We start from the raw sequence: 22,791 nt of genomic DNA, 5'->3' as shown, positions 1-22,791 counted from the left end.
CGGGGGGGCCCCCCGCGGCCTTAGCCTCTTCGGCCTTGGCTCCGACGGCGAACACCACGACGCGCGCGGTCTTACCGGTGCCGTTCGGCAGGTTGACGGTGCCGCGGACCATCTGGTCCGCCTTGCGCGGGTCGACGCCCAGGCGCATGGCGACCTCGACGGTGGCGTCCTGCTTGGTGGAGGAGGTCTCCTTGGCCAGCTTCACAGCATCGAGCGGGCTGTACAGCTTGTCCTTGTCGATCTTCTCGGTAGCGGCCTTGAAGGCCTTGCTCTTCTTGCTCATCGTTGCTCTTTCGTATCTTGCCCGGCGTACCGAGCAGGGGTGTGGTTCTGCGGGCCAAGCGGGCCCTCCCACGAGGCGCGCGCCTCGTTACTCGACCGTGATGCCCATCGACCGAGCAGTACCGGCGATGATCTTCGCGGCCTGATCGATGTCGTTGGCGTTCAGGTCCTCCTTCTTGGTCTCGGCGATCTCGCGCACCTGATCCCAGGTCACCTTGGCGACCTTGTTCTTGTGCGGCTCGCCCGAGCCCTTCTGCACGCCCGCTGCCTTCAGCAGCAGCTTGGCGGCCGGAGGAGTCTTCAGCTTGAAGTCGAACGAGCGGTCCTCGTAGACCGTGATCTCGACCGGGATGACGTTGCCACGCTGCGACTCGGTCGCGGCGTTGTACGCCTTGCAGAACTCCATGATGTTGACGCCGTGCTGACCCAGCGCAGGACCCACGGGCGGGGCGGGGTTGGCCTGCCCGGCCTGGATCTGCAGCTTGATGAGCCCGGCGACCTTCTTCTTCTTCGGGGGCATCCTTGTTTCCTTTTATCCACCCCACACCCGTGTCTCTTTGTCGGGGCGTGGGAAGTCTGTGCGGAGGGACTAGCTGATCTTCTCGACCTGGTTGAACGCGAGTTCGACGGGAGTCTCGCGACCGAAGATCGACACCAGCACCTTGACCTTGCGCTGCTCGGCATTGATCTCACTGATCGACGCGGGCAGGGTCGCGAACGGGCCGTCCATGACGGTGACCGACTCGCCGACCTCGAAGTCCACCTCGACGGCGGGCCCCTGCGGCGCGGCTCCCGCCGCCGCGGCCGGTACATCCGCGCCCGCCGCGGTCTTCGCGGGCTTACGCCGCGCGCTCTCGGGGAGCAGGAACTTCACGACCTCGCCGATGGTCAACGGCGAGGGCTTGCTGGTGAGCCCGACGAAGCCGGTGACACCCGGCGTGTTGCGCACCGCACCCCACGACTCGTCGTTGAGGTCCATGCGTACCAGGATGTAGCCCGGCAGCACCTTGCGGTTGACTCGCTTCTGCTGGCCGTTCTTGATCTCGGTGACCTCTTCGGTCGGGACCTCGACCTGGAAGATGTAGTCGCCGACATCGAGGTTCTGGACGCGGGTCTCGAGATTGGCCTTCACCTTGTTCTCGTAACCGGCGTAGGTGTGGATGACGTACCACTCGCCCGGAGCGATGCGCAGCTGTGCCTTCAGCTCGGCCACGGGGTCGACCTCGTCGGCGGTCTCCTCGGCAGCATCGTCGTCCGCGGCGCTCTCTCCGATCGCCGCGTCGTCCACGGCGGTCTCGCCGGTCGCCACGTCGTCGGTCGATTCGCCGGCGGGCGCTTCCCCGGCCGCTACGGCCTCACCGTCCGCCGCGAGGTCGCTGTGCGCCTGCGGGGCGGCGTCCTGCTCTGCCTCGTCGTACTCCGGGGTGCTCACTGCGCCCACATTCCTTCCTTGTCGCTCACGCGCCCGTCGGCCGCGCGGGTCGTGCTTCCTCTTGTCAGCCGAAGGCCCAGAGGACGAGCTTTGCGAACCCGATGTCCAGGCCGGAGATGAACGCGGTCAGGACGACCACGAACACCAGCACGACCATCACGTAGGTGGCCGTCTGCCTGCGGTTCGGCCAGATGACCTTGCGCAGCTCGGCTACCACCTGCCGCAGGAACAACCACACGGCGGCGAACGGGTTCCGGCTCTGCGTCGCGGTGGCCTTGGCCGCCTTCGGCTTCGTCAGCGTGGCCGTCCCGCCACGCGAGGTGGACTCACCTGCGCCCGACTCGTCGAGTAGCGCCCGCCCGCGGCGTGAGCCGCGCTTACCCGAGGGACGAGCAGCGGCGTCGGCGTCGTCCGCGGCGCTCTTCGCGTCCTCGGTCACGTCGTCTCGCTCGTCGCTCACGCAAACACCCTCCACGTCGTTCGTTTCGTGCGGCCCGACGGGCCTGCCGGTGACCGCCGCCGTCGAAGGCTGCTACCCACCAGTGCAGGGGCGACAGGACTCGAACCTGCGACCTGCGGTTTTGGAGACCGCTGCTCTACCAACTGAGCTACACCCCTTCGGCCCTGCCCGTCTCCGGGAGGCCGTTCCGCGGCTCACATGCCATGCGCGCCGGATTCACGATCCAGCGCGCACTCGTCCACCACGGACACTTCAGTGTACGGCACCGTGCCGCCGCACCCAAAAACCGCTCGTCAGGCGAACTGAACTGTAGCGACCGGCTTACCGGCGACCTTGCGCTCCCCCTGGGTGACCGTCAGGAACACGACGCCGGTCTTGGTCTCGGGGTCGAGCGACTTGATCTTGCCGGAGTACTTCAGGACGGCCTTCTCGTCCGCCGGCACGAAGACCGGTTTGATGAACTTGATGGCGTAGTCCTTGATCGAGCCGGGATCGCCGAGCCAATCGGCGACGAAGTTCGAGCCCAGGCTCATCGTCAGCATCCCCTGCGCTATCACGTCGTCGAGCCCGGCGAGCTTGACCACGTGGTCGGACCAGTGGATCGGATTGGGGTCACCGGTGACGCCGGCGTAGTTGACCAGATCGCCGCGGGTGAGCTCGAAAGTCCGCTCGGGCAGCTCGTCGCCCACCTGGACGTCCGTGAAGTTACGCAGTGCCATGCATCATCACCTTCTCGAGAGCGTCCTCGAAGTCCGGGCCCGCCGTATCGTCCTCGCCACCACCGGAGTAGCCGACCAGAGTGGTCCACGAGCTGCACAGGTGATTGCCGTGCTGATCGTGGATCTCGTTCCGCGTCACGATCATGTCGACGCCGACGGCCTGCCGGAAGCTGTCGAAGTGAACATGGCAGGTGAGGACCTGACCGGCGACGATCGGCCGATGGAAGACCACCTTCTGCTCCGACTGCATGATCTGGCCCTTGCCGTAGCCGACGACGGCCTCGTCGAACAGCGGACGGTGCGCGATGATCCCGAACAGGCTGAAGAAGATCGGGGGCGCGACGATGTCCTCGTAGCCGGCCGCCCGGGCGGCCTCCACCTCGAAGTGGATCGGATCGGTCGCCTGCGTCGCCAACGCGAACTCGCGGATCTTCTCCCGGCCCACGAGGTACTTGTCCTTGTACTCGTAGTTGTAACCGACCGCGGCGCGCGTGCGCTCCGAGATCTCCTCCGGCGTCAGCTTCTCCTTGACGGAGCCGCCGGGCACCTCTATTTCGTTACTCACAGGGGGTCACCCTACCTATATCAGCCAGCGCCCCGCCCCCATCTTCGGCGGCGTGGTGCCGGGTTCCTTCCCGCCCGCGGGCTGCCGGGGGAAACACAAAAGGAGGGCACCTGACGGTGCCCTCCCCGTGGAAGCTCTAGCGCGACTCGCGGTGAGCCTGGTGCGTCCCGCAGTTCGGGCAGAACTTCTTCAGCTCCAGGCGATCCGGATCGTTGCGCCGGTTCTTCTTGGTGATGTAGTTGCGGTGCTTACACACGTCGCACGCCAAGGTGATCTTGGGGCGGACATCAGTAGACGAAGCCACAGTCTGCCTTCTTTCGGGTACTTCGATAGTTCTTGTAGCGGTGGGGGGGCTCGATCCCCCGACCTCACGATTATGAGTCGTGCGCTCTAACCAGCTGAGCTACACCGCCATGAGCTACACCCATCGCACTGGTCTAGCGAGCCCCCTGACGGAATCGAACCGTCGACCTTTTCCTTACCATGGAAACGCTCTGCCGACTGAGCTAAGGGGGCCTTCGGACGGACCGCATCGCGGCCTGCCCTGAAGCCTTAACGAGGTTACACACCGCCGGGCCGGAAGACCAAATCGCCTGGTCAAGGCTATTTTCGGCGCAATGCGCCAGGAGACACCACGACCCCCGAACTCGGCCGAGTCCGGGGGTCTGTAGGTGTGGCACGTGTAGGATTCGAACCTACGTAGGCGTAAGCCGACGGATTTACAGTCCGCTCCCATTGGCCGCTCGGGCAACGTGCCGTATCTCGGGCCGCTCCTCGCGGAGTGGCCGCGCCACCCCTCGCGGAGCAGCGGAACGTACAATACAACGTCGCCACCGGGGGTATGCAAACCAGCAGGTCATGCCGCCGCGCACCCCAGACCGCACCGAGCAGAGGAGCAGCTACAAGTGGCAGATTCGTCATTCGACGTCGTGAGCAAGGTCGACCGCCAGGAAGTCGCCAACGCCCTCAACCAGGCAGGCAAGGAACTCAGCCAGCGCTACGACTTCCGCGGGACCAACACCACGGTCGAGTTCTCGGGCGAGGACGGCATCCTCGTCACGTCCGATGCCGAGGAGCGCGCCAAGGCCGGCCTCGAGGTGTTCCAGGAGAAGCTGATCAAGCGCGGCATCTCGCTCAAGGCGTTCGACGCCGGCGATCCGGTCGCATCCGGTAAGCAGTTCAAGATCAGCGGCAAGATCGTCGAGGGCATCGCGTCCGATCAGGCCAAGAAGATCTCCAAGCTGATCCGCGACGAGGGCCCGAAGTCCGTGAAGGCCCAGATCCAGGGCGACGAGCTGCGCGTGAGCAGCAAGTCCCGCGACGATCTGCAGGCAGTCCAGTCCCTGCTGAAGGGCGCCGACCTGGACCTTGCCCTGCAGTTCGTCAACTACCGCTAGTCACCTGGTGACCCGCGCGGGCGGGACGGGTGACAAGCCCGCGCCGGCGTGGAACGAGCGGGCGAGCTTCACCGGACGCGTGACCGGTACCAGTTCCATCGACGTTATCCCGTGGATGCCGCCGAGCGTGCCCGTGACGAATTCGTGCACGTGCAGGTCGTCCCGGAACACCGCACTCGCGATCAGATTCGCCGGACCAGTCGCCATCCCGACGAACGGCACCTCTTCGGCGCGGGCGAGCGCGCGGCCCGCGCGGTCCACCGCCGACGGGGCGCAGGACAGATAGAGCTGCATGTACTGCCCGTAACCGAGGGCAGGCATGGACAGGTCGAGATCGAAGTGCAGCCGGCCGGCACGCACCATCGCCGCCACCCGTTGCGACACACGAGCAGGGCTGATCCCGACTGCGCGCGCGACCGCCGCGTAGGGCGTCCGCCCGTCCCGTTCCAGCTCGGCGACGATGCCCCTGTCGATGCCGTCGAGCGGCGCGGTCGCACCAGCGGGCGGCTGGTCGAGCAGGTCGACGACGCGGTGCGCCGGGTCCGCCAGCTCGCGCACCCGCGCCTCCTGCGCTTCGTCGAGGGCATCGTGAGTGCCGGGCATCCCCCTGTCGCACGGGTACCGGAAGACCAACGAGTGTGCCTGCAACTCGGCGACCGCCGCGGTGCGGGGCAGCCGATCGCGGAGCAGATCGTCGCGCGCCGACTCGGACTGCGGCCGGTAGATCGCGACGACCTCGGTACCGCCCGACACCTCACCGACCCAGCTGATGTCCTGGTGGGCGGCCAGCAGGTCGGCCAGGTGACGAGCCTCCCCCGGGCTCGGGCGCAGCCGCAGGTACCACCGCGGCAGGCCCACGACCTGCATATTCTCCATCACGAATACGCGTGCCATGCCAGACCGGACCATTGCGTCGTAGCGGCGCTTCACCGTCTGCTCCGAGATCGACAGCGCGTCCGCGAGAGCCGCGAACGAGAGGCGCGCGTCGTAGGTGAGCGCGCGAAGGATTCCGCGGTCGAGACGATCGAGGACAATGGATTTCTCACTGTGTCGCCGCTCCATAACCGGATCCTTGCGCATCTGGCGGCGACATGCGTGGGATTCGTCCATCCGCGAACACGCTGGACGTATGAAGAAATGGACTCCACTCATCGCATCGTGCCTGGGCACGTTCATGCTGCTGATCGACGTCACGATCGTCACCGTGGCGCTCCCGGACATCGCCGCCGCCACGGGCGCATCGTTCACCACCCTGCAGTGGGTGCTCGACGCCTACGCACTCGTGCTCGGCGCACTGGTGCTCGGCATGGGTGCCCTCGCCGACAATCTCGGGCACAAGCGGGTGTACATCGCCGGCACTCTCCTGTTCGCCGCGGCGTCGCTCACGTGTGGGCTCGCCGGATCGGGCGGCGTGCTCGTCGCCGCCCGGGCGGTGCAGGGCGTCGGCGGCGCGGCCATGTTCGCGACGACCATCGCCCTGCTGCACGCCACGTACTCGGGGCGGGAGCGCGGCATCGCCTTCGGCATCTGGGGCGCGGTGTCGGGCGCGTCCGCCGGGATCGGCGTGGTACTCGGCGGCGCGCTGACACAGTGGGCAGGGTGGCGCTGGGTATTCATGGTCAACGTCCCGGTGTCCGTGTGTGCCGTGGCCCTGTCTGTGGTGGCCTTCCGCGAGACCGCCCGCCGCCGCGTGCGCCTCGACATCGCGGGCGTCGTCCTGTTCTCGCTCGCGGCCGGCGCCCTCATCTTCGGGATCATCCGCGGCGGCGAGGCCGGCTGGGGACGCCCTGCCACGATGGCGTCCCTCGCGGTCGCCGCGCTGGCGCTGATCGCGTTCGGCGTCGTGGAGACCCGCGTCGCGAACCCGATGCTGCCCCTGTCGCTGCTGCGCAATCCCCGCTTCGCCGGTTCCCTCGTCGGCGGGATCGGCATGAACTTCGCCGCGTTCTCGGGCTCCGTGCTCCTGTCGATATGGCTGCAGGACGTGCTGCGCCTCTCGGCGATCGGCACGGGCCTCGCGATGCTGCCGATGGCTGCGGTCGCGTTCGTCACGGCGGGGGCGCTCGGCCACCGACTCGACGGCGCGCCGCCGCAGCGCACCGTCGGGATCGGCCTGCTGGTGATCGGCGTCGGCTCCGGCCTGCTCACCCTCGTCTCGGCGGGCTCGCACTGGTGGGCGGCCGCGCCCGGCCTCGCCGTGATCGGCATCGGCGTGGGGCTGGGCGCACCGGCCCTGGCATCGGTCGCGCTCGGAGCGGTGCCGCCGCAGCTCAGCGGCGTCGCCTCCGGTGCGGTGAACACAGCCCGCCAGATCGGCTTCGCGCTCGGTGTCGCCGTGCTCGGATGCGTCTTCTCATCGGTGGCGGGCTCGTCGCGCCCGACGGTGCGCGCGGACTTCGTGGCCGGGCTCGACGCGGCGATGGCCGTGGCGGGCGTCGTCGGGCTGCTGGCGGGTGCGGCTGCGATCGCGTTGTTCTCGCGCTCCCCGCGGAGCATCGACGAGGGGGCGGCGGCGACCCGGGTCACCGTGTAGCGCCTGGGGCACCCTGCGGCGTAGGGCCCCTCCGGCACGCTCCGCGGCAGTCAGCCGATCATCGCGCGCAACCGGGCCGTCCGCTCGGCTACCGGCGGGTGGAAGCTGAAGCGGCGGACGACGGCGTCGTCGGGGCGGAACGGCGGCACGATCATCAGGTGCGCCTGCGTGACCAGCTCCGGCTCGGGCGGCAGCGGCGCGGCGCGGGCCGCCGAGTCGAGCGTCTCGAGCGCACGGGCCAGACCCTCCGGGTCGGCACACAGCACGGCACCGCGCTCATCGGCGTGTAGCTCGCACGCGCGGGGTGCTGCGCACCGCACGATCAGGGCCGCCGGGGGCGCCAACAGGGCTAGCGCAGCGCGCACGCTGCGGGGCGTGCGGGGCGCACCGTCACCGGCGCCGCGCCGCACACCGTCGAACCCGGATACCAGGTAACCGAACCCGGACAGTCCGCACAGCACGGCGGCGAGGGCTCCGGCCACCGAGCCGACGAGGGTCTCGCGATGGTGCACGTGCGCGAGCTCATGAGCGACGACGGCGCGCAGGCCACGCTCGTCGAGCGCGTCCAGCAGCCCCGCGGTGCAACACAGCGACGCCGCGCCCGGGTTGTGACCGACTGCGAACGCGGTCGGCGCGCGGGTGGGCGAGACGTACAGCGTCGGCATAGGGTGCCGGGCCGTCGTGGACAGATCCCGTACCACCCGATACAGCGCCGGATGCTGCAGCTCGGACACGCGCCGGGCATGCATGGCGCGCAGGGCGAGGTTCCCGCTCATCAGGTACACGTACGCGGCGACGCCGATGCCGCCGACCATCGCCACCACCAGCACGATCCGGCCGAAGAACAGGCCGACCAGCATCATCGCGACCGGCGGGAGGCCGAGCAGTGCGACGGTGCGGCAGCGGTTCAGCGTGGCGTGCACTTGGACGTGGGCCGGCGCCTAGCCGACGCGCGCGACCGTGAAGGACACCAGCGACTCCAGCGTGGATCGCGCCTCGGACTCGGGCAGCTGCGCCAGCTCGGTCCGGGCGTCCTCGGCGTACTCCTCGAGCGTCACCTTGGCCCGCTTCATACCGTCGGACCGGTCGAGGAGTGTTATCGCCTCGGCGATCAGGGCGTCGTCGGTGACGGGCCCGATGAGGATCTCGCGGAGGCGGTCACCGTCGGGCCCGGAGTCCCGCAGGGCGTGCAGGACCGGCAACGTGTGGACGCCCTCGCGCAGGTCCGTGCCGGGCGTCTTGCCGGACTGCTGTGCCACCGAGCTGATGTCGATGATGTCGTCGCTGATCTGGAATGCCATGCCGACCGCCGACCCGATGCGGTAGAGCCGCTGGGCGTCCTCCTCCGAGCAGCCGCCGTGCAGCCCGCCGAGCAGGCCGCACGTCGCGATGAGGCTCGCAGTCTTGCCCCAGATGGTGTCGAGGTAGTGCTGGATCGGATCCCCGGCCTCGGCTCCCTTGAGCTCGAGCATCTGGCCGGTCACCAGTTCGCCGAAGCACTTGGCGATCACACCGACGGCGCGCGGACCGAGCTGGGCGCCGTAGCCCGAGGCCTTGGCGAACAGGAAGTCGCCCGCGAGGATCGCGATGCTGTTGCCCCACCGGGAGTTCGCCGACGGTGCCCCGCGACGCGTGTCCGCCTCGTCCATGACGTCGTCGTGGTAGAGCGTGGCGAGGTGGGTCGTCTCGAGCGCGGCTGCGGCGATCGCGACCTCGGTGTTCTTCGGGTCGGGCCCGACCCGCGCGGCCAGCAGCGTGAACATCGGCCGGAAGCGCTTACCGCCCGCCTCGAACAGGTGTAGGGCCTCCTCGATCACGCAGTCGTGCGCGGTCTCGATGCCCTCGCGGATAACCGTCTCGACCCGCGCCAGGTCGGCGCGCAGGTCCTCTGCGAACGCGTCGGACCCGAGGTCCAGGGACGTCACCGTGTTCTCCACGTCCGCCAGCCTAACTTCATTCCCAGGTTCCGCCCGCCGGGCGTCGCGGCTCACTCGGGCCGCCGAGCCCAATGCAGGGCCACGACACCACCGGTCAGGTCGGTCCAGCGCACCGATTCCCAGCCGCTGTCTCGGATCGTCTCCGCGAGGCCGCGCTGATCGGGCCACTGCTGGATCGACTCGGCGAGGTACGTGTACGCCTCGGGATTCGACGACGCACGGTCGGCGATGACCTGGATCGCCCGCAGCGCGACCCGCTCGTATGCGGTGCGGAAGGGCTTCCACGTGGGCGTCGAGAACTCGCACACGACGAGGCGCCCGCCCGGCCGCACGACGCGGGCCATCTCACGCAGCCCAGCCGCCGGGTCGGACACGTTGCGGAGCCCGAAGGAGATGGTGGCCGCGTCGAAGACGCCGTCGGCGAAGGGCAGCGCCATCGCGTCGCCCGCGGTCATGGGGACACGCCGGAACCGGCCCGACCGCAACATCCCGACCGAGAAGTCACACGCCGCCGCCCACGCTCCGGAGCGGGCGAGCTCGACGGTGGAGACGCCCGTCCCCGCCGCCAGATCCAGAACCTTCTCGCCCGGCTGCAACTCGAGCGCGGCGCGCGTCCTCCGCCGCCACGAACGGTCGAGCCCGGCGGTCATCAGGGTGTTCATTCGGTCGTACCGGCGGGCGACCCCGTCGAACATCGAGGCCACCTCGGCCGGCTTTTTATCCAACGAGGCGCGAGACATTCCTGCAAGCTACACGACGGTGCGGAGGCCACCGGAACGCCGCGGGGCGCCCTGCACATCCGCGTAGTGGGCGAACAGCTGCTCGCACAGCGCAGGCCATGTGCGGCCCAGCACGGACTTGCGCGCCGCGTCGCCGAACCGCGCCCGCAGGCCGGGGTCGCGCAGCGCGGACACCGCCCCGGGCAGCAACTCGGCGAACTCCTTCGGCGGGAGCAGGTAGCCGTTGCGGCAGTGTGCGACGAGGTCCCGCGGCCCACCCTGATCCGGCGCGATCGCAGGCACGCCCGAAGCGAGCGCCTCCTGAACGGCCTGGCAGAACGTCTCGTGTTCTCCCGGGTGGACGAACACGTCGAGCGATGCGTATGCGCGGCCCAGGTCGGCACCTCCGAGCTGGCCGGTGAACACCGCGCCCGGCATCAGCGCCTGTAGACGCGGACGCTCGGGTCCGTCGCCCACGACGACCAGCTGTACGTCGTCACGACCGTTCAGCGACGCCAGCCGGTCCACATGCTTCTCCGCCGCCAGCCGGCCGACGAAGCCGACGACCATCCGGTCGGTGTGCGCACCCAGCCAGTCCGCGCGCAGCTCGAGCGAGCGCCACGACGGAGCGAAGCGCTCGACGTCGACGCCCCGGCCCCACGTCCGAACGCGCGGGATGTGGTGCTCCTCCAGGTCGGCCACGGCCGCGCTGGATGGCGCGAGCGTCAGGTCGCACTGCCTGTGCATCTGCCGGGTCCACCACCATGCGGCGCGGGTGAGCGGGCCGAGTCCGTACGAGTCGGCGAAGCCCGCGACGTCGGTCTGGTAGATCGCCACCGTCGGGACGCCGAGACGCTTGGCGGCGGCGAGACCGCCGGCGCCGAGGTAGTAGGGGGAAGCGAGGTGCACGACGTCGGGAGCGAAGTCGCGCAGCACGTCGACGATGGCCATATGCGGCTGCCCGATGGGGAGCGACGAGATCTTGGGCACCATCATCGCGGGCACGCGATGCACCGGGAAACCCAGGTGACTGAGTTCGGCGGCAGGCTCACCACGCGGGGAATCCGGGGCGATGACCATAGCCTCGTGACCCGTCCGCGCGCAGTGCTCGAGCAGACGAAGCACCGAGTTGGTGACGCCGTTGACGTTGGGAAGGAACGATTCCGCGACGATGGCTACCCGCACGGTCGTCACTGTCCCGCAGCCGATCGACCTGGCTGCACCTACGAGCTGACCTCGTGCCGAACGTCCGGTGAACTGTTCCGCCGCCTGGTCTGGGCCAAGGCGACCATGACCGCCCCGATGACCAGCCACGTTCCGACGGCCACCGATGCCGCGGGCACGACGGCGACGGCCGCCGTACGTCCGGCGACGCGCACCAGCTCGGGCTGCTGCACGTCGTACTGCACCTGGATGCGGTCCCCGACGGTGAGCTCGCTCGGGTAGAGCACGCCGAGCGGCGGATTGTGGTTGACGCCATCGGATGTGTAGAAGCTGATGGTCGACCGTGTCGCGCCTGCGGAGAGTACGTCCGCGGTCGCCGTACCCATGTGGGCCTCGATCGCACGGTCGTCACGCCACGCCGCGACCACGAGCAGCGCGCACAGGACCGCTACGAGGACACCTGCCCACACGAGTGTGAGCTGCAGCCGCCGCAGTACCGCGGCGCTCACACGCGAATCCGTTCCCGCATCGAGCGGTGCAACGCACGCAGGACGGCGCGGTCGGTGCGGATCTCGACGACGCGGAGGCCGTCGGAGGCGAGGCCGGACGCGGTGAGGTCGGCAAGGCCGCCCGCCGCATAACGCGCACCGTACGCGCGACACAGGGATTCGATATCCGTGCCGTGCGGCGTGCCGAACACCCGCCGCGCAGCGCCGCGATACAGATCCGATGAGTAGCGCGGGTCGCCCTGCTCGAGCAGTTCGAAGATGCCGCCGCCGTTGTCGTTGGCGACCACGATCGTGAGGTTGTCGGGACGCGGCTCGTCGGGGCCGATCAGCAGCCCGGACGCGTCGTGGACGAACGTCAGGTCACCCATCAGCGCGATCGTCCGAGACTCGGGTCGGGCGAGCGCCGCGCCGATCGCGGTACTCACCGTGCCGTCGATCCCTGCGACGCCGCGGTTGGACAGGACCCGCACGCCCACGGGCAGATCGCCGGCGAGGGCGATGTCCCGAACCGGGTTCGATGCCCCGACGACGAGGGTGTCGCCCGGCCGGAGCGCCGCGCAGACCGCGCGGGCAACGTGTAGGCCGGTCGCCGGCCCCTCGTCGAGTCCCGCCGCGACCGACGCGCGCGCCGCGGCGTCGGCATCGGCACATGCCGCCATCCACTCCGGGTCCGGCGCACCGACCGGCACCACCCGCGTGCCCGTGGCGACGACGTTGCCGGACACGTCCGGCCAGCGCGGGCCGGTTGTGACGGCATAGACGGTCACGCCCGGATCCGCGAGCAGCGCGCTCACCTCGCGATGCAGCGTGGGGCGGCCGCAGATGATCGCCTGCCGCGGCTTGAGCAGCGGCAGCGCCCACGGGTGCAGCGGCAGGCCGCCCTGCCCTACGGGAGCCTGCGGCGCGGTGGGCTCGGCGACGGTCGGAAGGTTCGCGAGCTCGGGATTCGGCCCGGCGCCGTGCCCTGCGATGACCACGGTGTCCGGCGTCAGATCGATGGGCAGCGGAACGTCCAGCGTGCCGACGGGTGCAACCGTCCAGGCCCCGCCGTCCGGGCGACCGAGGGCGTCGGTGGGCTCGGGATCGTCAGGGACGAGTGGCTCGCGCAGAGGCACGTCGAACTGGACGGGGCCCGCGTTGCCCGATCGCGCGCCGCGAGCCGCGGCAAGGACGCGGCAGACCGCGCTGCGCCACTGCGAGTTGCGGTCCAGCCCGGGCTCCGCAAGCCCCAGGCTGATCGCCGCGCGGACCTGGGTACCGAAGATCCCGAACTGCTCGACAGTCTGGTTGGCGCCCGAACCCAGCAGCTCGTACGGGCGGTTCGCGCTGATCACCACGAGCGGCACCCGCGCGTAGTTGGCCTCGAACACCGCTGGGCTGAGATTGGCCACCGCGGTTCCGGACGTCATGATCACAGCGACCGGGCGGCGGGTGGCGGCGGCCATGCCGACCGCGAGGAAGCCGGCACCGCGCTCATCGATCCGCACGTGCAGCCGCAGCTCGCCGCGGGCGTCGGCGGCGTGCACCGCGAACGACAGGGGCGCGTTCCGCGATCCCGGGCACAGCACGACATCGGTGACGCCACCGCGGACCAGTTCGTCGACGAGCACCCGCGCCTGCAGGGTCGACGGATTACTCGGATGGGCTGCACTCACCCGGCCCAGGGTAATCCCCACCGACATGCCCCGGTCCTCAGCGCTGGGCGGCACACCGGCCCGGCTCGAGGGGCTCCGGCGCGGTGGCGGGCGGTCACGCCCCGACGTCTCCCGCGAGGGTGAGCAGCACCGGTACCGCGAGCCGGAGTACGCCGCGTTCGAGCTCAGTGAGCCGCTCGGCCATCGCCGTCTCGAGCCAGACGTCGCGGACGGCGCGGTCCTCGTCGACCAGAACGCGACCTGCATCGGTCAGCTCGACGAACTGACGGCGCCGATCGACGTCGTCCTGGCGCCTGCTCACCAGCCCCCGCTCGGTCAGCGTGTTCACCGAGAGGGTGAGCGACTGCCCCTTGACGCGGAAGTACTCGGCCAATCGGGCGGGCGTGGCCGGGCCGACCCGGTCGAGGTACCCGAGGATCGTGTACTGCGTCTGCGTGAGCCCCGCCGGTGATCGGTGGCTGCGCAGCTCACGGTTCAGGGCGTTGACCGCGATGCGTAGGTCGGTACTGTCAGACATAGCAAGACTGTACTTGGTATATCTTGCACCGCATCGATTTGACTGCCCAGAATATCAAGCTGATACTTGCTACTGTGCTAACCCGCCGCTGGCTCCCCCTCGTCGCCGTCTCGGTCGTGGCCGGCCTAGCACTCGACGTCATCGGCGTACCGAGCGGCATGCTTTTCGCGGCGCTCGCCTGCGCCGCCGGGTTCGCCCTCGCGGGCCGCGCACCGGATCGGCTACCGCGGCCGGCGTTGTTCGCCGCGCAGGGCGTGCTCGGAACCACGATCGGCACGATGGTGCAGTCCCACACCCTCGCCGCACTCGGGCCGCGCTGGCCCGCGGTCCTCGGCGTCGGGTTCGGCACGCTCGCCCTCTCGGTCGCGGCGGGCGCGCTCCTGGGGCGGCACCGCGCGACGGACCCGCTCACCGGGTCCCTCGCGTTGGTCGCAGGCGGAGCGTCCGGCCTCGTCGCGATAGCCCGCGAGCTGGGCGGCGACGAGCGCACGGTCGCTGTGGTGCAGTACCTGCGAGTGGGCCTCGTGACACTGACCCTCCCGCTGATCGCCGCGCTCTATCCGCATGTCGCCGGCGGTTCGACGATCGTCTCCGCGGGGCGGCAGCCGTGGTGGCTCGACGTGCTGTTCACCGTCGGATGCACCGTGGTCGGCGTGGCCGTCGGACGCCTGCTGCACCTGCCGGCAGGCGCGCTCCTCGGCCCGATGGTGCTGGCCAGCGCGTTCGAACTGACCGGAATCGTCCCGGGCGCGGCGGTGCCCGGGACGCTCGTCGCGCTCGGCTATCTTGCGATCGGCTGGCAAGCCGGACTCGGATTCACCCGCGACTCGATCAGGCATCTCGCACGGCTTCTGCCGTGGGCGGTGGCATTGATCGTGGCGATCGGCGCCGGATGCGCGGGACTGGGGGCTCTCCTGTCACTCGCCACCGGAACCAGCGCGCTGGACGGGTACCTCGCCACGACACCCGGCGGCGTGTACGCCGTGCTCGCGGTCGCATCGTCGTCGGGCGTGGACATCACCTTCGTCGTCGCCGCGCAGATGACGCGCGTGGTGCTGATGCTCGCCCTCGCCCCGTGGGCAGCCCGCATGTTCCAGCGGATCCGGCACCGCCGGGCGGACGGCCGCGCGGCCCCCGTCGGCCTCTGACCGCGCTGCTCCCGGTCGGCCTCTGCCCCCGAGCGCCTGCACATGGCCTAACCTGGGCGCCATGAGCGACGCACGGGAATTCGACGTCATCGTCTTCGGCGCCACCGGTTTCGTCGGGGAGCTGACCGCCCGACACCTCGCGCAGCACGCGCCGGACGACGTCCGGATCGCGCTCGCCGGCCGCACCGAGGCCAAGCTGGAGCAGGTGCGCTCGCGCCTCGGCGTCCGAGCCGCGCAGTGGCCGCTCGTGATCGCGGACGTCGACTCTCCCTCCTCGCTCGACGCCATGGCGGCGCGGACCGCGGTGCTGTGCAGCACCGTGGGGCCCTACGCGCAGTACGGCGAGGCCGTGGTGGGGGCGTGCGTCAACGCGGGTACCCACTACACGGACCTCACGGGCGAGGTGCTGTTCGCGCGGCGCAGCATCGACAAGTACCACGACCAGGCGGTCGCGGGCGGTGTGAAGATCGTGCACTCGTGCGGATTCGACTCCATCCCATCGGATCTCGGCACGTGGCTGCTGTACGACCGTGCGAAGACCGACGACGCCGGGACCCTCGGGCCGACCACACTGGTCGCCCATGTGAAGGGCGGCGCGAGCGGCGGCACCATCGCGTCGGCGATCGGCCTCATCGACGAGGTCACCACGGACCGGGAGGCGCGCCGCATCGCCACCCGCCCGCACTCGCTGACCACCGACGAGACTCAGGAGCGGCCGAAGCAGCCGTCCGACGTGGCGGTGGTGGCCGCCGCCGAGGTCGACCCGTCGCTGACCGGTTCGCTGGCCCCGTTCTTCATGGCGCCGTACAACACTCGCGTCGTGCGCCGCTCGAATGCCCTGCTGGATTGGGCGTATGGGCCGGACTTCACCTACCGCGAGACCATGTCGGTGGGCCGCAACCCTTGGCTTTCGACGGTCGGGTCGTACGCGGTGCTGGCCGGCATGGGTGTCGGGGTGGCGGCGATCGCGGCCAAGCCACTACGGCCCCTCCTCGACCGCATTCTGCCGGCTCCCGGCTCGGGTCCGAGCGAGAAGGCCCAGGCGGCAGGCAGATTCATGGCGGAGGTGTACACGCGTACCACCTCGGGACGCCGTTACCGCTCGCGTGTCGGCGCCCGCAAGGACCCCGGTTACTCCGGGACCGCGGTCATGCTCGGCGAGGCCTCCCTTGCGCTCGCCCTCGACGGCGACTCCGCCCGCGGCGGCGCGCCCCTCCCCGACCGACACGGCGTCCTCACCCCTGCTGTCGCACTCGACGGTGTGCTCGCCGACCGCCTGCGCGCACAGGGCTTCGTCGTCGAGGTGACCGAGCTGGATCAGTAGAGCGTTACGCGGCGAGCGCCGCCAACGTCTGCGCGCTGGTCATCGCCGCGAGCGCCGGGGGATTCTCGTTGGGCAGGCCGCCCGAGCGCATGTCCACGCGGTATTGATATTCGCCGTGGACGAACGACCACAGCAGCTCCCACAGGTCTCCTCAGTGCCCTCACGCGGTAGTTCGACGAAGGTCGCATACATGGCGTCCTGATCGGAGTGCCACAGCAACGCCGTCGGTTCGGCAGGAGTCGGCCGCGCCCTCCAGCAGGCCGACCTCCGGTGGGGCTCGGAGATCCCACCACACAGCCGGCGGCAGCACGACGATTACCGTTGATCGGCACCCACATACGCGGCGAGGTGCTCGCCGGTGAGCGTGGAACGGTCGGACACGAGATCCGCCGGCGTTCCCTCGAACACGATCCGGCCGCCGTCGTGCCCGGCACCCGGTCCGAGGTCGATGATCCAGTCCGCGTGGGCCATCACCGCCTGGTGGTGCTCGACCACGATCACCGACTTCCCCGAGTCGACGAGCCTGTCCAACAGCGCGAGCAGCTGCTCGACATCGGCGAGATGCAGACCCGATGTGGGCTCGTCCAGGACGTAGACTCCGCCCTTCTCCCCCATGTGCGTCGCCAGCTTGAGCCGCTGCCGCTCACCGCCGGACAGAGTGGTCAGGGGCTGACCGATCTTGATGTACCCCAGGCCGACATCGACGAGGTGCTCGAGGACCTTCTGCGCGGCAGGAAGCTTCGCGTCCGTGATCGCATCCGCGTCGTCCCCGTCCGCGCCGGCGGCCCCGGAGAAGAACCGCTCCGCCTCCGCCGCCGACATCCCGAGGACCTCGCTGATGTCCTTGCCCCCGAAGTGGTAGTCGAGCACGGCGGCCTGGAACCGCCTACCCTCGCACTCCTCGCATGTAGCGGCGACCCCGGCCATCATCGCGAGGTCGGTGTAGATCACCCCCACACCATTGCACGCCGGGCACGCGCCCTCCGAATTCGCGCTGAACAGTGCGGGTTTCACGCCGTTCGCCTTCGCGAACGCCTTACGGATCGGGTCGAGGAGCCCCGTATAGGTGGCGGGGTTGGAACGCCGCGAGCCCTTGATCGGGGTCTGGTCGACCACCACGACACCCTCGCGCCCCGCGACGGACCCACGGATGAGTGAACTCTTGCCCGATCCGGCCACCCCGGTGATACAGGTCAGCACCCCGAGCGGGATGTCGACGTCGACGTCGTGCAGGTTGTGCTCGGACGCGCCGCGGATCTCCCAGGCGCCGTCGGCCTTCCGTACATCGTCCTTCACCGCGGCCCGGTCGTCGAGGTGGCGTCCGGTGAGGGTATCGGCCTTCCGCAACGCGGCGACCGTGCCCTCGAACACGACCTCGCCACCGTCGGTGCCGGCCCGTGGCCCGAGATCCACCACGTGGTCCGCGACCACGATGGCCTCCGGCTTGTGCTCCACCACCAGGACGGTGTTGCCCTTGTCGCGCAACCGGAGCAGCAGATCGTTCATGCGCGCCACATCGTGCGGGTGAAGTCCCACGGTGGGCTCGTCGAAGACATAGGTGATATCGGTGAGCGACGAGTTGAGATGCCGGATCATCTTGGTACGCTGCGCCTCCCCGCCGGACAGCGTGCCCGCGGTGCGCTCGAGGGCCAGGTAGCCCAAGCCGATCTCCACGAACGAGTCGAGGGTCTGCTGCAGGGATTCGAGCAGCGGGGCGACCGTCGGCTCCTCGATGGCGCGAACCCATTCGGCGAGATCACTGATCTGCATGGCACACACGTCCGCGATGCCGACCCCGTCGATCTTCGACGACCGCGCCGACTCGCTCAACCGTGTGCCCCCACAGTCGGGGCAGACGCCGAACGTGATGGCGCGCTCCACGAATGCGCGGATATGGGGCTGCATCGCGTCGACGTCCTTGGACAGGAACGACTTCTGGATCCGCGGGATGAGGCCCTCATAGGTGACGTTGATGCCCTCGACCTTGATCCGCGTCGGCTCCTTGTAGAGCAGCGCCTCGGACTCGCGCCTGGTGAACTTCTTGATGGGCTTGTCGGGGTCGAAGAAGCCGCAACCCCGGAAGATCCGGCCGTACCAGCCGTCCATCGTGTAGCCCGGAATCGTCAAAGCGCCCTCGTTCAGCGATTTCTCGTCGTCGTACAGGGCGGCGAGATCGAAGTCGGATACGTTGCCCCGACCCTCGCAGCGCGAGCACATCCCGCCCGTTATGGAGAACTCGCGGCGCTCCTTCACCTGGCGGCCACCCTTCACAGAAGTCGCCGCCCCGGCGCCGCTCACCGACGCAACGTTGAAAGAGAATGCCTGCGGCGAACCGACATACGGCTTTCCCAGGCGGCTGAACAGGATCCGCAGCATGGCGTTGGCGTCGGTCGCCGTGCCCACCGTCGACCGCGGGTCCGACCCCATCCGCTCCTGCCCGACGATGATCGCGGTCGTCAATCCGTCGAGCACATCCACGTCGGGCCGCGCCAGTGTCGGCATGAAGCCCTGCACGAACGCGCTGTAGGTCTCGTTGATCAGGCGCTGAGACTCGGCCGCTATGGTGCCGAACACCAGCGAGCTCTTGCCCGAGCCGGACACGCCCGTGAACACCGTGAGGCGCCGCTTCGGCAGCTCGATGCTGACGTCCTTGAGGTTGTTCTCGCGCGCGCCGTGGACACGGATCTTCTCGTGACTGTCTGCCACATGGCTGCTCATGCATGCCAACCTAGCCCGCCGCGCGCCCGGCCCGCTTCTTCATTCCTGCGCGAAACCGCGGGGGGCTACCCGACCAACGTGTCGACCGCACGCAGCAGACCGGGGAACCACCAGGCCAGATCGTGCCCACCGCGCACGGCGAGGTAGTCGACTTCCGCTCCGGCACTGCGCATCTCGGAGGCGTAGCGCTCCGCCCGCTCGGCCATGGCGCGCCCCTCGTGCGTGCCGACCTGTACGACCACGCCACGCCCGGCACCGCCGGCCGGCACCACATAGGCCGGGATCGAGTCGTCGAGACGATCCCGCGCCGCCGGCCCGGAGGCGGAGTCGCCCGGTCGGAACCACAGCGACGGCGACTGCGCGATAGCGCCGCGCACCAGGTCCGGTCGTGCGGCCAGAACGGAAGCGGCAGCGAGGCCGCCGAGGCTCTGGCCTGCGACGATCGTCGGCGGCGTCGGCATGAGGCCGCGGCTACGGCCCCATGCGGCGACGGCGCGCTCGACCAGGCGAGCAGCGCGCTCCGGGTCGGTGAGGTCCGCGTGCCGCTCCTCGATGCCTCCGGTCGCGACGGTCACCACGTCGATATCCTGCGGGAGCGTCGCGCCGACCGGCAGGCGGCCCCAGACCTCTCCGTCGAACAGGACGAGTAACGCACGCGGCTCGCCCTCGGCGAGGCGGACGCGCCCGCGGCGGCCGGCGCCGAGGTCCTCGGGGCACCACCGCGCGGGATCCGGTCCCCACGCGGGCCATCGGGTCCATTCGGGCGCGTCCGGCATCGCGAGCACGGACGACTCGCCGCCCGCGAAATGCGGCACCCGAGGCAGTTTCGCGTCCCGATCCGCCCGCCCCCGACGATGCAGCGTCCGCCAGTCCGGCAGGGTCTCGTCCGGGTCGCAGTCGATGAATCGGTAGGAGACGACGGCGTCGTGCGGCAGAAGGGTGGTCCGCCACCACACCCCGCCACCCGCGTGGTGCATGAGCGACTGCCCGGGATCTGTACGGTCGGTGAACCCGTTCACGAACAACAGCGGCCAGCGCCGCGGCGCCGCGCGCCAGACGAAGGTGACCTCGCGGAGCAACTCGCCGTCGGGGCCGTCGACCACGCGCCCCAGGACCGGACCCGTGGCACCGGCGGCGACGACGTCGGGGACCTGCGGCTCCACCGCGATCCGCTGAAGGACGTGCCTGTCGACGTCCGCACGCAACCCCATCGCCCGCCGCTCCTTCCGCTCGCTCCGGCCATGCCACTCGCCAGCGCATAAGGCTAGCCTAGCCATTTGCCGAGTCCGCGGTGCGTCTCCGGATGGGCGGTGGCGCGGGCGTAATGTCGGGCGGGTGACGTTCAATCCGGACCTGTGGAACACCGTTGTCGGCTTCGAGGACCTGACAGACATCACGTATCACCGGCACCGCACGCAGGGCACCGTCCGCGTGGCATTCGACCGGCCCGAGGTACGCAATGCGTTCCGTCCGCACACCGTCGACGAGCTCTACCGCGTACTCGACCACGCACGCCGCTCCCCGGACGTGGGCGCCGTCCTGATCACCGGCAACGGACCGGCGCCCAAGGACGGCGTCTGGGCGTTCTGCTCGGGAGGCGACCAGCGGATCCGTGGGCGCTCCGGCTACCAGTACGCGACCAGCCACGACTCCGACGTCGCCGCCGCTACCGCAGGCGGCGTGGACGTAGCGCGCACCAAGGCCGAGGGCGGGCGCCTGCACATCCTCGAGGTGCAGCGGCTGATCCGGTTCATGCCGAAGATCGTGATCGCGGTGGTGAACGGGTGGGCCGCAGGCGGCGGGCACAGCCTGCACGTCGTATGCGACCTGACGCTGGCCTCACGCGAGCACGCGAAGTTCAAGCAGACCGACGCCGACGTGGGCTCGTTCGACGCCGGGTACGGCAGCGCCTATCTCGCGCAGATGGTGGGGCAGAAGTTCGCGCGCGAGATCTTCTTCCGCGGGAGGACGTACTCGGCGCAGGAGATGCACGAGATGGGCGCGGTCAACGACGTGATCGACCACGACCGCCTCGAGGACGTGGCACTCGAGTGGACCGCCGACATCCTGGGCAAGTCGCCGCAGGCCCAGCGCATGCTCAAGTACGCGTTCAACCTCGTCGACGACGGCCTCATGGGCCAGCAGCTGTTCGCGGGCGAGGCCACGCGCCTCGCGTACATGACCGACGAGGCGGTCGAGGGCCGCGACGCGTTCCTCGAGAAGCGCGCGCCGGACTGGTCCCCGTACCCGTACTACTACTAGGCGCCGGTTCGGAAGACGGAAGAAGACGTACGCCGGCGTCGGCCCCACAGGCGGTCCGCAGGCGGGGAGCGCCGGGCGTGGATACGATTCCACTATGCACCGTAGTGAATCGGGCCTGTCGTGCTCCCTATATCGCACCGCCTTCCAGCAGGCGCAGAGTCCGATGGTCCTGCACGACCTCAGCGGCCGCATCCTGGACGCGAACGAGGCGTACGCCCGACTGCTCGGTTACGACCGCGACGAACTCATCGGTCGGAGTGCCGCAGATGTCATCCACCCGGCCGACCTCACGCAGCGAAACGACGAGGCGGCGGAGGGTTTCTCAGGGCAGGGTGACGGAGCCGGCGTGAACCGACGCCTCATCCGGCGTGACGGATCAGTCGTACAGACCCGTGTCTGCAAGACCGTGCTCGATCGCGAGAGCGACACCGTCGTCCTCGGCGTCATCGACCCGCTCGGCGAGCGGGACGCGCTCGAGCACAGCGCTACTCACGACGACCTCACGGATCTGCTGAACCGGCGCGGGTTGCGTTCGCAGCTGGCGACGCACTACCCGTCGACCGACATGCTCGTAGCCATGATCGACGTGGATGACCTGAAGGGCGTCAACGACACTTTCGGGCACGCCGTGGGTGACAGCGTCTTGAGTGCGGTGGCGGCCGGCCTCAGCAGAGGCGCGCCGGCCGGCGCCGTCATCGGTCGTTGGTCGGGGGACGAATTCGTCGTGTGCGTTCCGGCGGATTCGTTCGCCGACGCCGCCCGCTTCGCCGCACGGCTCGCCGCCCCACTGGAGGCGACCCGCGCCCGCATGGGCGAGAACGTGCTGGTCCCCAGCGTCTCGGTCGGCGTCGCCACGCTGCGGTCCGGCAGCGAATCGCTCGATCGGGCGCTGCATCGCGCCGACGTGGCGATGTATCAGGCCAAGAACGGCCGCCCGTCGCACTGCTGACCTGCTATCCGACCCGAACCCTCTGATCGAGTACGAGGGCCGGAACTACGCACGATTGAGTGGTAGCCCGGCGGGGACCAGGCCGCGACTGGCCGAGTAGCGGCCCATCGCCTCGGTGGCCGTGCGGAAGTAGCGCGAGATCCGCGCGGCGGCATGAGCCGGGACGGCGGTGTCCTCGAGCGCGCGGTCGAACAGACGCAGGCAGATCTCGTCGAGCTCGTGGTGCTCACCGTTGCCGGCGTGCATGCGCTGTACGAGCGACTCGTCGCCGTAGCCCGCCGTGTAGAGCGGTGGGCCGCCGAGCGCCTCCGCCAGGTAGGCGGCGAGCCGCTCGTCGTGCTGCGGATGTTGTCCAGGGTGCGAGAACGGATGGGCTGCAACGGGATCCGCCAGGCACAGGTCGTGCCAGCGGCGGCACAGCGCAAGCAGGGCGTCGAACCCTCCGGCGTCGTCGTAGAGCGTCATGTATTCGAGGATGCCGCACACCTCACGCCGACGGCT

The 22,791-nt window shown here is 69.7% G+C and carries 23 protein-coding genes, 4 tRNA genes and 1 pseudogene; 6 read left to right on the top strand and 22 right to left on the bottom strand.

Going from position 1 to position 22,791, the window contains the following annotated elements:
- Positions 1-10 precede the first annotated feature (10 nt).
- The 11 genes and pseudogenes from P0W64_RS18700 to P0W64_RS18650 all read right to left on the bottom strand — a co-directional run.
- Positions 11-283, bottom strand: a pseudogene (locus tag P0W64_RS18700) (50S ribosomal protein L1); the annotation flags it as partial.
- Positions 284-370: 87 nt separating this feature from the next.
- A complete protein-coding gene (gene rplK / locus P0W64_RS18695) occupies positions 371-802 on the bottom strand; it encodes a 50S ribosomal protein L11 (protein ID WP_126195094.1) in 432 nt (143 codons plus the stop codon).
- Between the two features lie 69 nt (positions 803-871).
- Positions 872-1,714: a transcription termination/antitermination protein NusG gene (nusG, locus tag P0W64_RS18690; RefSeq protein ID WP_275481675.1), complete on the bottom strand. Its 843-nt coding sequence runs from the start codon at positions 1,712-1,714 to the stop codon at positions 872-874.
- Positions 1,715-1,778: 64 nt separating this feature from the next.
- Entirely contained in the window at positions 1,779-2,174 is a 396-nt protein-coding gene (gene secE / locus P0W64_RS18685; RefSeq protein ID WP_275481674.1) for a preprotein translocase subunit SecE, read from the bottom strand.
- 85 nt (positions 2,175-2,259) lie between these two features.
- A tRNA-Trp gene (locus P0W64_RS18680) sits at positions 2,260-2,332 on the bottom strand.
- Positions 2,333-2,467: 135 nt separating this feature from the next.
- Positions 2,468-2,893 carry a (3R)-hydroxyacyl-ACP dehydratase subunit HadB gene (gene hadB, locus P0W64_RS18675; protein ID WP_275481673.1) on the bottom strand — a complete coding sequence of 142 codons (426 nt, stop codon included), beginning with the start codon at positions 2,891-2,893 and terminating at the stop codon, positions 2,468-2,470.
- Positions 2,880-3,458: a (3R)-hydroxyacyl-ACP dehydratase subunit HadA gene (gene hadA, locus P0W64_RS18670; RefSeq protein ID WP_275481672.1), complete on the bottom strand. Its 579-nt coding sequence runs from the start codon at positions 3,456-3,458 to the stop codon at positions 2,880-2,882. The genes hadB and hadA overlap by 14 nt, the downstream gene beginning before the upstream one ends.
- Before the next feature lie 136 nt (positions 3,459-3,594).
- Complete coding sequence (gene rpmG, locus P0W64_RS18665) at positions 3,595-3,762, bottom strand: 50S ribosomal protein L33 (protein WP_275481671.1); 168 nt, start codon at positions 3,760-3,762, stop codon at positions 3,595-3,597.
- Positions 3,763-3,797: 35 nt separating this feature from the next.
- Positions 3,798-3,871, bottom strand: a tRNA-Met gene (locus tag P0W64_RS18660).
- 30 nt (positions 3,872-3,901) lie between these two features.
- Positions 3,902-3,974 (bottom strand) — tRNA-Thr (locus P0W64_RS18655).
- 158 nt (positions 3,975-4,132) lie between these two features.
- Positions 4,133-4,215, bottom strand: a tRNA-Tyr gene (locus tag P0W64_RS18650).
- 148 nt (positions 4,216-4,363) lie between these two features.
- Here P0W64_RS18650 and P0W64_RS18645 point away from each other — a divergent pair.
- Positions 4,364-4,855 carry a YajQ family cyclic di-GMP-binding protein gene (locus P0W64_RS18645; protein WP_275481670.1) on the top strand — a complete coding sequence of 164 codons (492 nt, stop codon included), beginning with the start codon at positions 4,364-4,366 and terminating at the stop codon, positions 4,853-4,855.
- Here P0W64_RS18645 and P0W64_RS18640 read toward each other — a convergent pair whose 3' ends face one another.
- The gene (locus P0W64_RS18640) at positions 4,856-5,917 is read right to left on the bottom strand and encodes an Lrp/AsnC family transcriptional regulator (RefSeq protein WP_275481669.1); all 1,062 of its coding nucleotides are present in this window, start codon (positions 5,915-5,917) and stop codon (positions 4,856-4,858) included. It lies immediately after the preceding gene.
- Between the two features lie 67 nt (positions 5,918-5,984).
- On the opposite strand from P0W64_RS18640, the gene P0W64_RS18635 reads away from it, so the two are divergent.
- Positions 5,985-7,388: an MFS transporter gene (locus P0W64_RS18635; protein ID WP_275481668.1), complete on the top strand. Its 1,404-nt coding sequence runs from the start codon at positions 5,985-5,987 to the stop codon at positions 7,386-7,388.
- Positions 7,389-7,438: 50 nt separating this feature from the next.
- Here P0W64_RS18635 and P0W64_RS18630 read toward each other — a convergent pair whose 3' ends face one another.
- The 7 genes from P0W64_RS18630 to P0W64_RS18600 form a co-directional block, all read right to left on the bottom strand.
- Positions 7,439-8,311: a M48 family metalloprotease gene (locus P0W64_RS18630; protein WP_275481667.1), complete on the bottom strand. Its 873-nt coding sequence runs from the start codon at positions 8,309-8,311 to the stop codon at positions 7,439-7,441.
- Between the two features lie 18 nt (positions 8,312-8,329).
- Positions 8,330-9,271: a polyprenyl synthetase family protein gene (locus P0W64_RS18625; protein WP_275481686.1), complete on the bottom strand. Its 942-nt coding sequence runs from the start codon at positions 9,269-9,271 to the stop codon at positions 8,330-8,332.
- A 104-nt stretch (positions 9,272-9,375) separates the two neighbouring features.
- Positions 9,376-10,065 (bottom strand): demethylmenaquinone methyltransferase, encoded by a 690-nt coding sequence (locus P0W64_RS18620; protein WP_275481666.1) that lies wholly within the window; start codon positions 10,063-10,065, stop codon positions 9,376-9,378.
- 9 nt (positions 10,066-10,074) lie between these two features.
- Positions 10,075-11,229, bottom strand: a complete 1,155-nt coding sequence (locus P0W64_RS18615; protein ID WP_275481665.1) for a glycosyltransferase family 1 protein — start codon at positions 11,227-11,229, stop codon at positions 10,075-10,077.
- A gap of 38 nt (positions 11,230-11,267) precedes the next feature.
- Positions 11,268-11,717 carry a DUF3592 domain-containing protein gene (locus tag P0W64_RS18610; RefSeq protein WP_275481664.1) on the bottom strand — a complete coding sequence of 150 codons (450 nt, stop codon included), beginning with the start codon at positions 11,715-11,717 and terminating at the stop codon, positions 11,268-11,270.
- Positions 11,714-13,372, bottom strand: coding sequence for a 2-succinyl-5-enolpyruvyl-6-hydroxy-3-cyclohexene-1-carboxylic-acid synthase (menD, locus tag P0W64_RS18605; RefSeq protein WP_275481663.1), 1,659 nt, complete (start codon positions 13,370-13,372; stop codon positions 11,714-11,716). Before menD ends, P0W64_RS18610 begins: the two co-directional genes overlap by 4 nt.
- Positions 13,373-13,466: 94 nt before the next feature.
- Positions 13,467-13,889, bottom strand: coding sequence for a MarR family transcriptional regulator (locus P0W64_RS18600; RefSeq protein ID WP_275481662.1), 423 nt, complete (start codon positions 13,887-13,889; stop codon positions 13,467-13,469).
- A gap of 74 nt (positions 13,890-13,963) precedes the next feature.
- Between P0W64_RS18600 and P0W64_RS18595 the strand changes: the two genes are divergently transcribed.
- Positions 13,964-15,037, top strand: a complete 1,074-nt coding sequence (locus tag P0W64_RS18595) for an AbrB family transcriptional regulator (RefSeq protein ID WP_275481661.1) — start codon at positions 13,964-13,966, stop codon at positions 15,035-15,037.
- Positions 15,038-15,098: 61 nt separating this feature from the next.
- A complete protein-coding gene (locus P0W64_RS18590; protein ID WP_275481660.1) occupies positions 15,099-16,361 on the top strand; it encodes a saccharopine dehydrogenase NADP-binding domain-containing protein in 1,263 nt (420 codons plus the stop codon).
- A gap of 315 nt (positions 16,362-16,676) precedes the next feature.
- Here the strand turns inward: P0W64_RS18590 and P0W64_RS18585 are convergent, their stop codons facing one another.
- Complete coding sequence (locus P0W64_RS18585; RefSeq protein WP_275481659.1) at positions 16,677-19,079, bottom strand: excinuclease ABC subunit UvrA; 2,403 nt, start codon at positions 19,077-19,079, stop codon at positions 16,677-16,679.
- A 65-nt stretch (positions 19,080-19,144) separates the two neighbouring features.
- Entirely contained in the window at positions 19,145-20,290 is a 1,146-nt protein-coding gene (locus tag P0W64_RS18580) for an enterochelin esterase domain-containing protein (protein ID WP_275481658.1), read from the bottom strand.
- Between the two features lie 124 nt (positions 20,291-20,414).
- Here P0W64_RS18580 and P0W64_RS18575 point away from each other — a divergent pair, with 124 nt between their 5' ends.
- Both P0W64_RS18575 and P0W64_RS18570 read left to right on the top strand, forming a co-directional pair.
- Positions 20,415-21,341, top strand: coding sequence for a 1,4-dihydroxy-2-naphthoyl-CoA synthase (locus P0W64_RS18575; RefSeq protein ID WP_275481657.1), 927 nt, complete (start codon positions 20,415-20,417; stop codon positions 21,339-21,341).
- A gap of 94 nt (positions 21,342-21,435) precedes the next feature.
- A complete protein-coding gene (locus tag P0W64_RS18570; protein ID WP_275481656.1) occupies positions 21,436-22,290 on the top strand; it encodes a sensor domain-containing diguanylate cyclase in 855 nt (284 codons plus the stop codon).
- A gap of 45 nt (positions 22,291-22,335) precedes the next feature.
- Here P0W64_RS18570 and P0W64_RS18565 read toward each other — a convergent pair whose 3' ends face one another.
- Positions 22,336-22,755, bottom strand: coding sequence for an oxidoreductase (locus P0W64_RS18565; protein WP_275481655.1), 420 nt, complete (start codon positions 22,753-22,755; stop codon positions 22,336-22,338).
- Between the last annotated feature and the right edge of the window lie 36 nt (positions 22,756-22,791).

This window comes from Tsukamurella sp. 8F, assembly GCF_029167375.1.
Classification (GTDB): Bacteria; Actinomycetota; Actinomycetes; order Mycobacteriales; family Mycobacteriaceae; genus Tsukamurella.
This window is presented reverse-complemented; position numbering and strand designations above follow the sequence as displayed.

Coding starts and splice junctions, on each gene's coding strand:
- rplK (WP_126195094.1), bottom strand. CDS start 802: ATGCCCCCGAAGAAGAAGAAGGTCGCCGGGCTCATCAAGCTGCAGATC.
- hadB (WP_275481673.1), bottom strand. CDS start 2,893: ATGGCACTGCGTAACTTCACGGACGTCCAGGTGGGCGACGAGCTGCCC.
- P0W64_RS18640 (WP_275481669.1), bottom strand. CDS start 5,917: ATGGAGCGGCGACACAGTGAGAAATCCATTGTCCTCGATCGTCTCGAC.
- P0W64_RS18635 (WP_275481668.1), top strand. CDS start 5,985: ATGAAGAAATGGACTCCACTCATCGCATCGTGCCTGGGCACGTTCATG.
- P0W64_RS18620 (WP_275481666.1), bottom strand. CDS start 10,065: ATGTCTCGCGCCTCGTTGGATAAAAAGCCGGCCGAGGTGGCCTCGATG.
- P0W64_RS18600 (WP_275481662.1), bottom strand. CDS start 13,889: ATGTCTGACAGTACCGACCTACGCATCGCGGTCAACGCCCTGAACCGT.
- P0W64_RS18590 (WP_275481660.1), top strand. CDS start 15,099: ATGAGCGACGCACGGGAATTCGACGTCATCGTCTTCGGCGCCACCGGT.
- P0W64_RS18585 (WP_275481659.1), bottom strand. CDS start 19,079: ATGAGCAGCCATGTGGCAGACAGTCACGAGAAGATCCGTGTCCACGGC.
- P0W64_RS18580 (WP_275481658.1), bottom strand. CDS start 20,290: ATGGGGTTGCGTGCGGACGTCGACAGGCACGTCCTTCAGCGGATCGCG.
- P0W64_RS18570 (WP_275481656.1), top strand. CDS start 21,436: ATGCACCGTAGTGAATCGGGCCTGTCGTGCTCCCTATATCGCACCGCC.
- P0W64_RS18565 (WP_275481655.1), bottom strand. CDS start 22,755: ATGACGCTCTACGACGACGCCGGAGGGTTCGACGCCCTGCTTGCGCTG.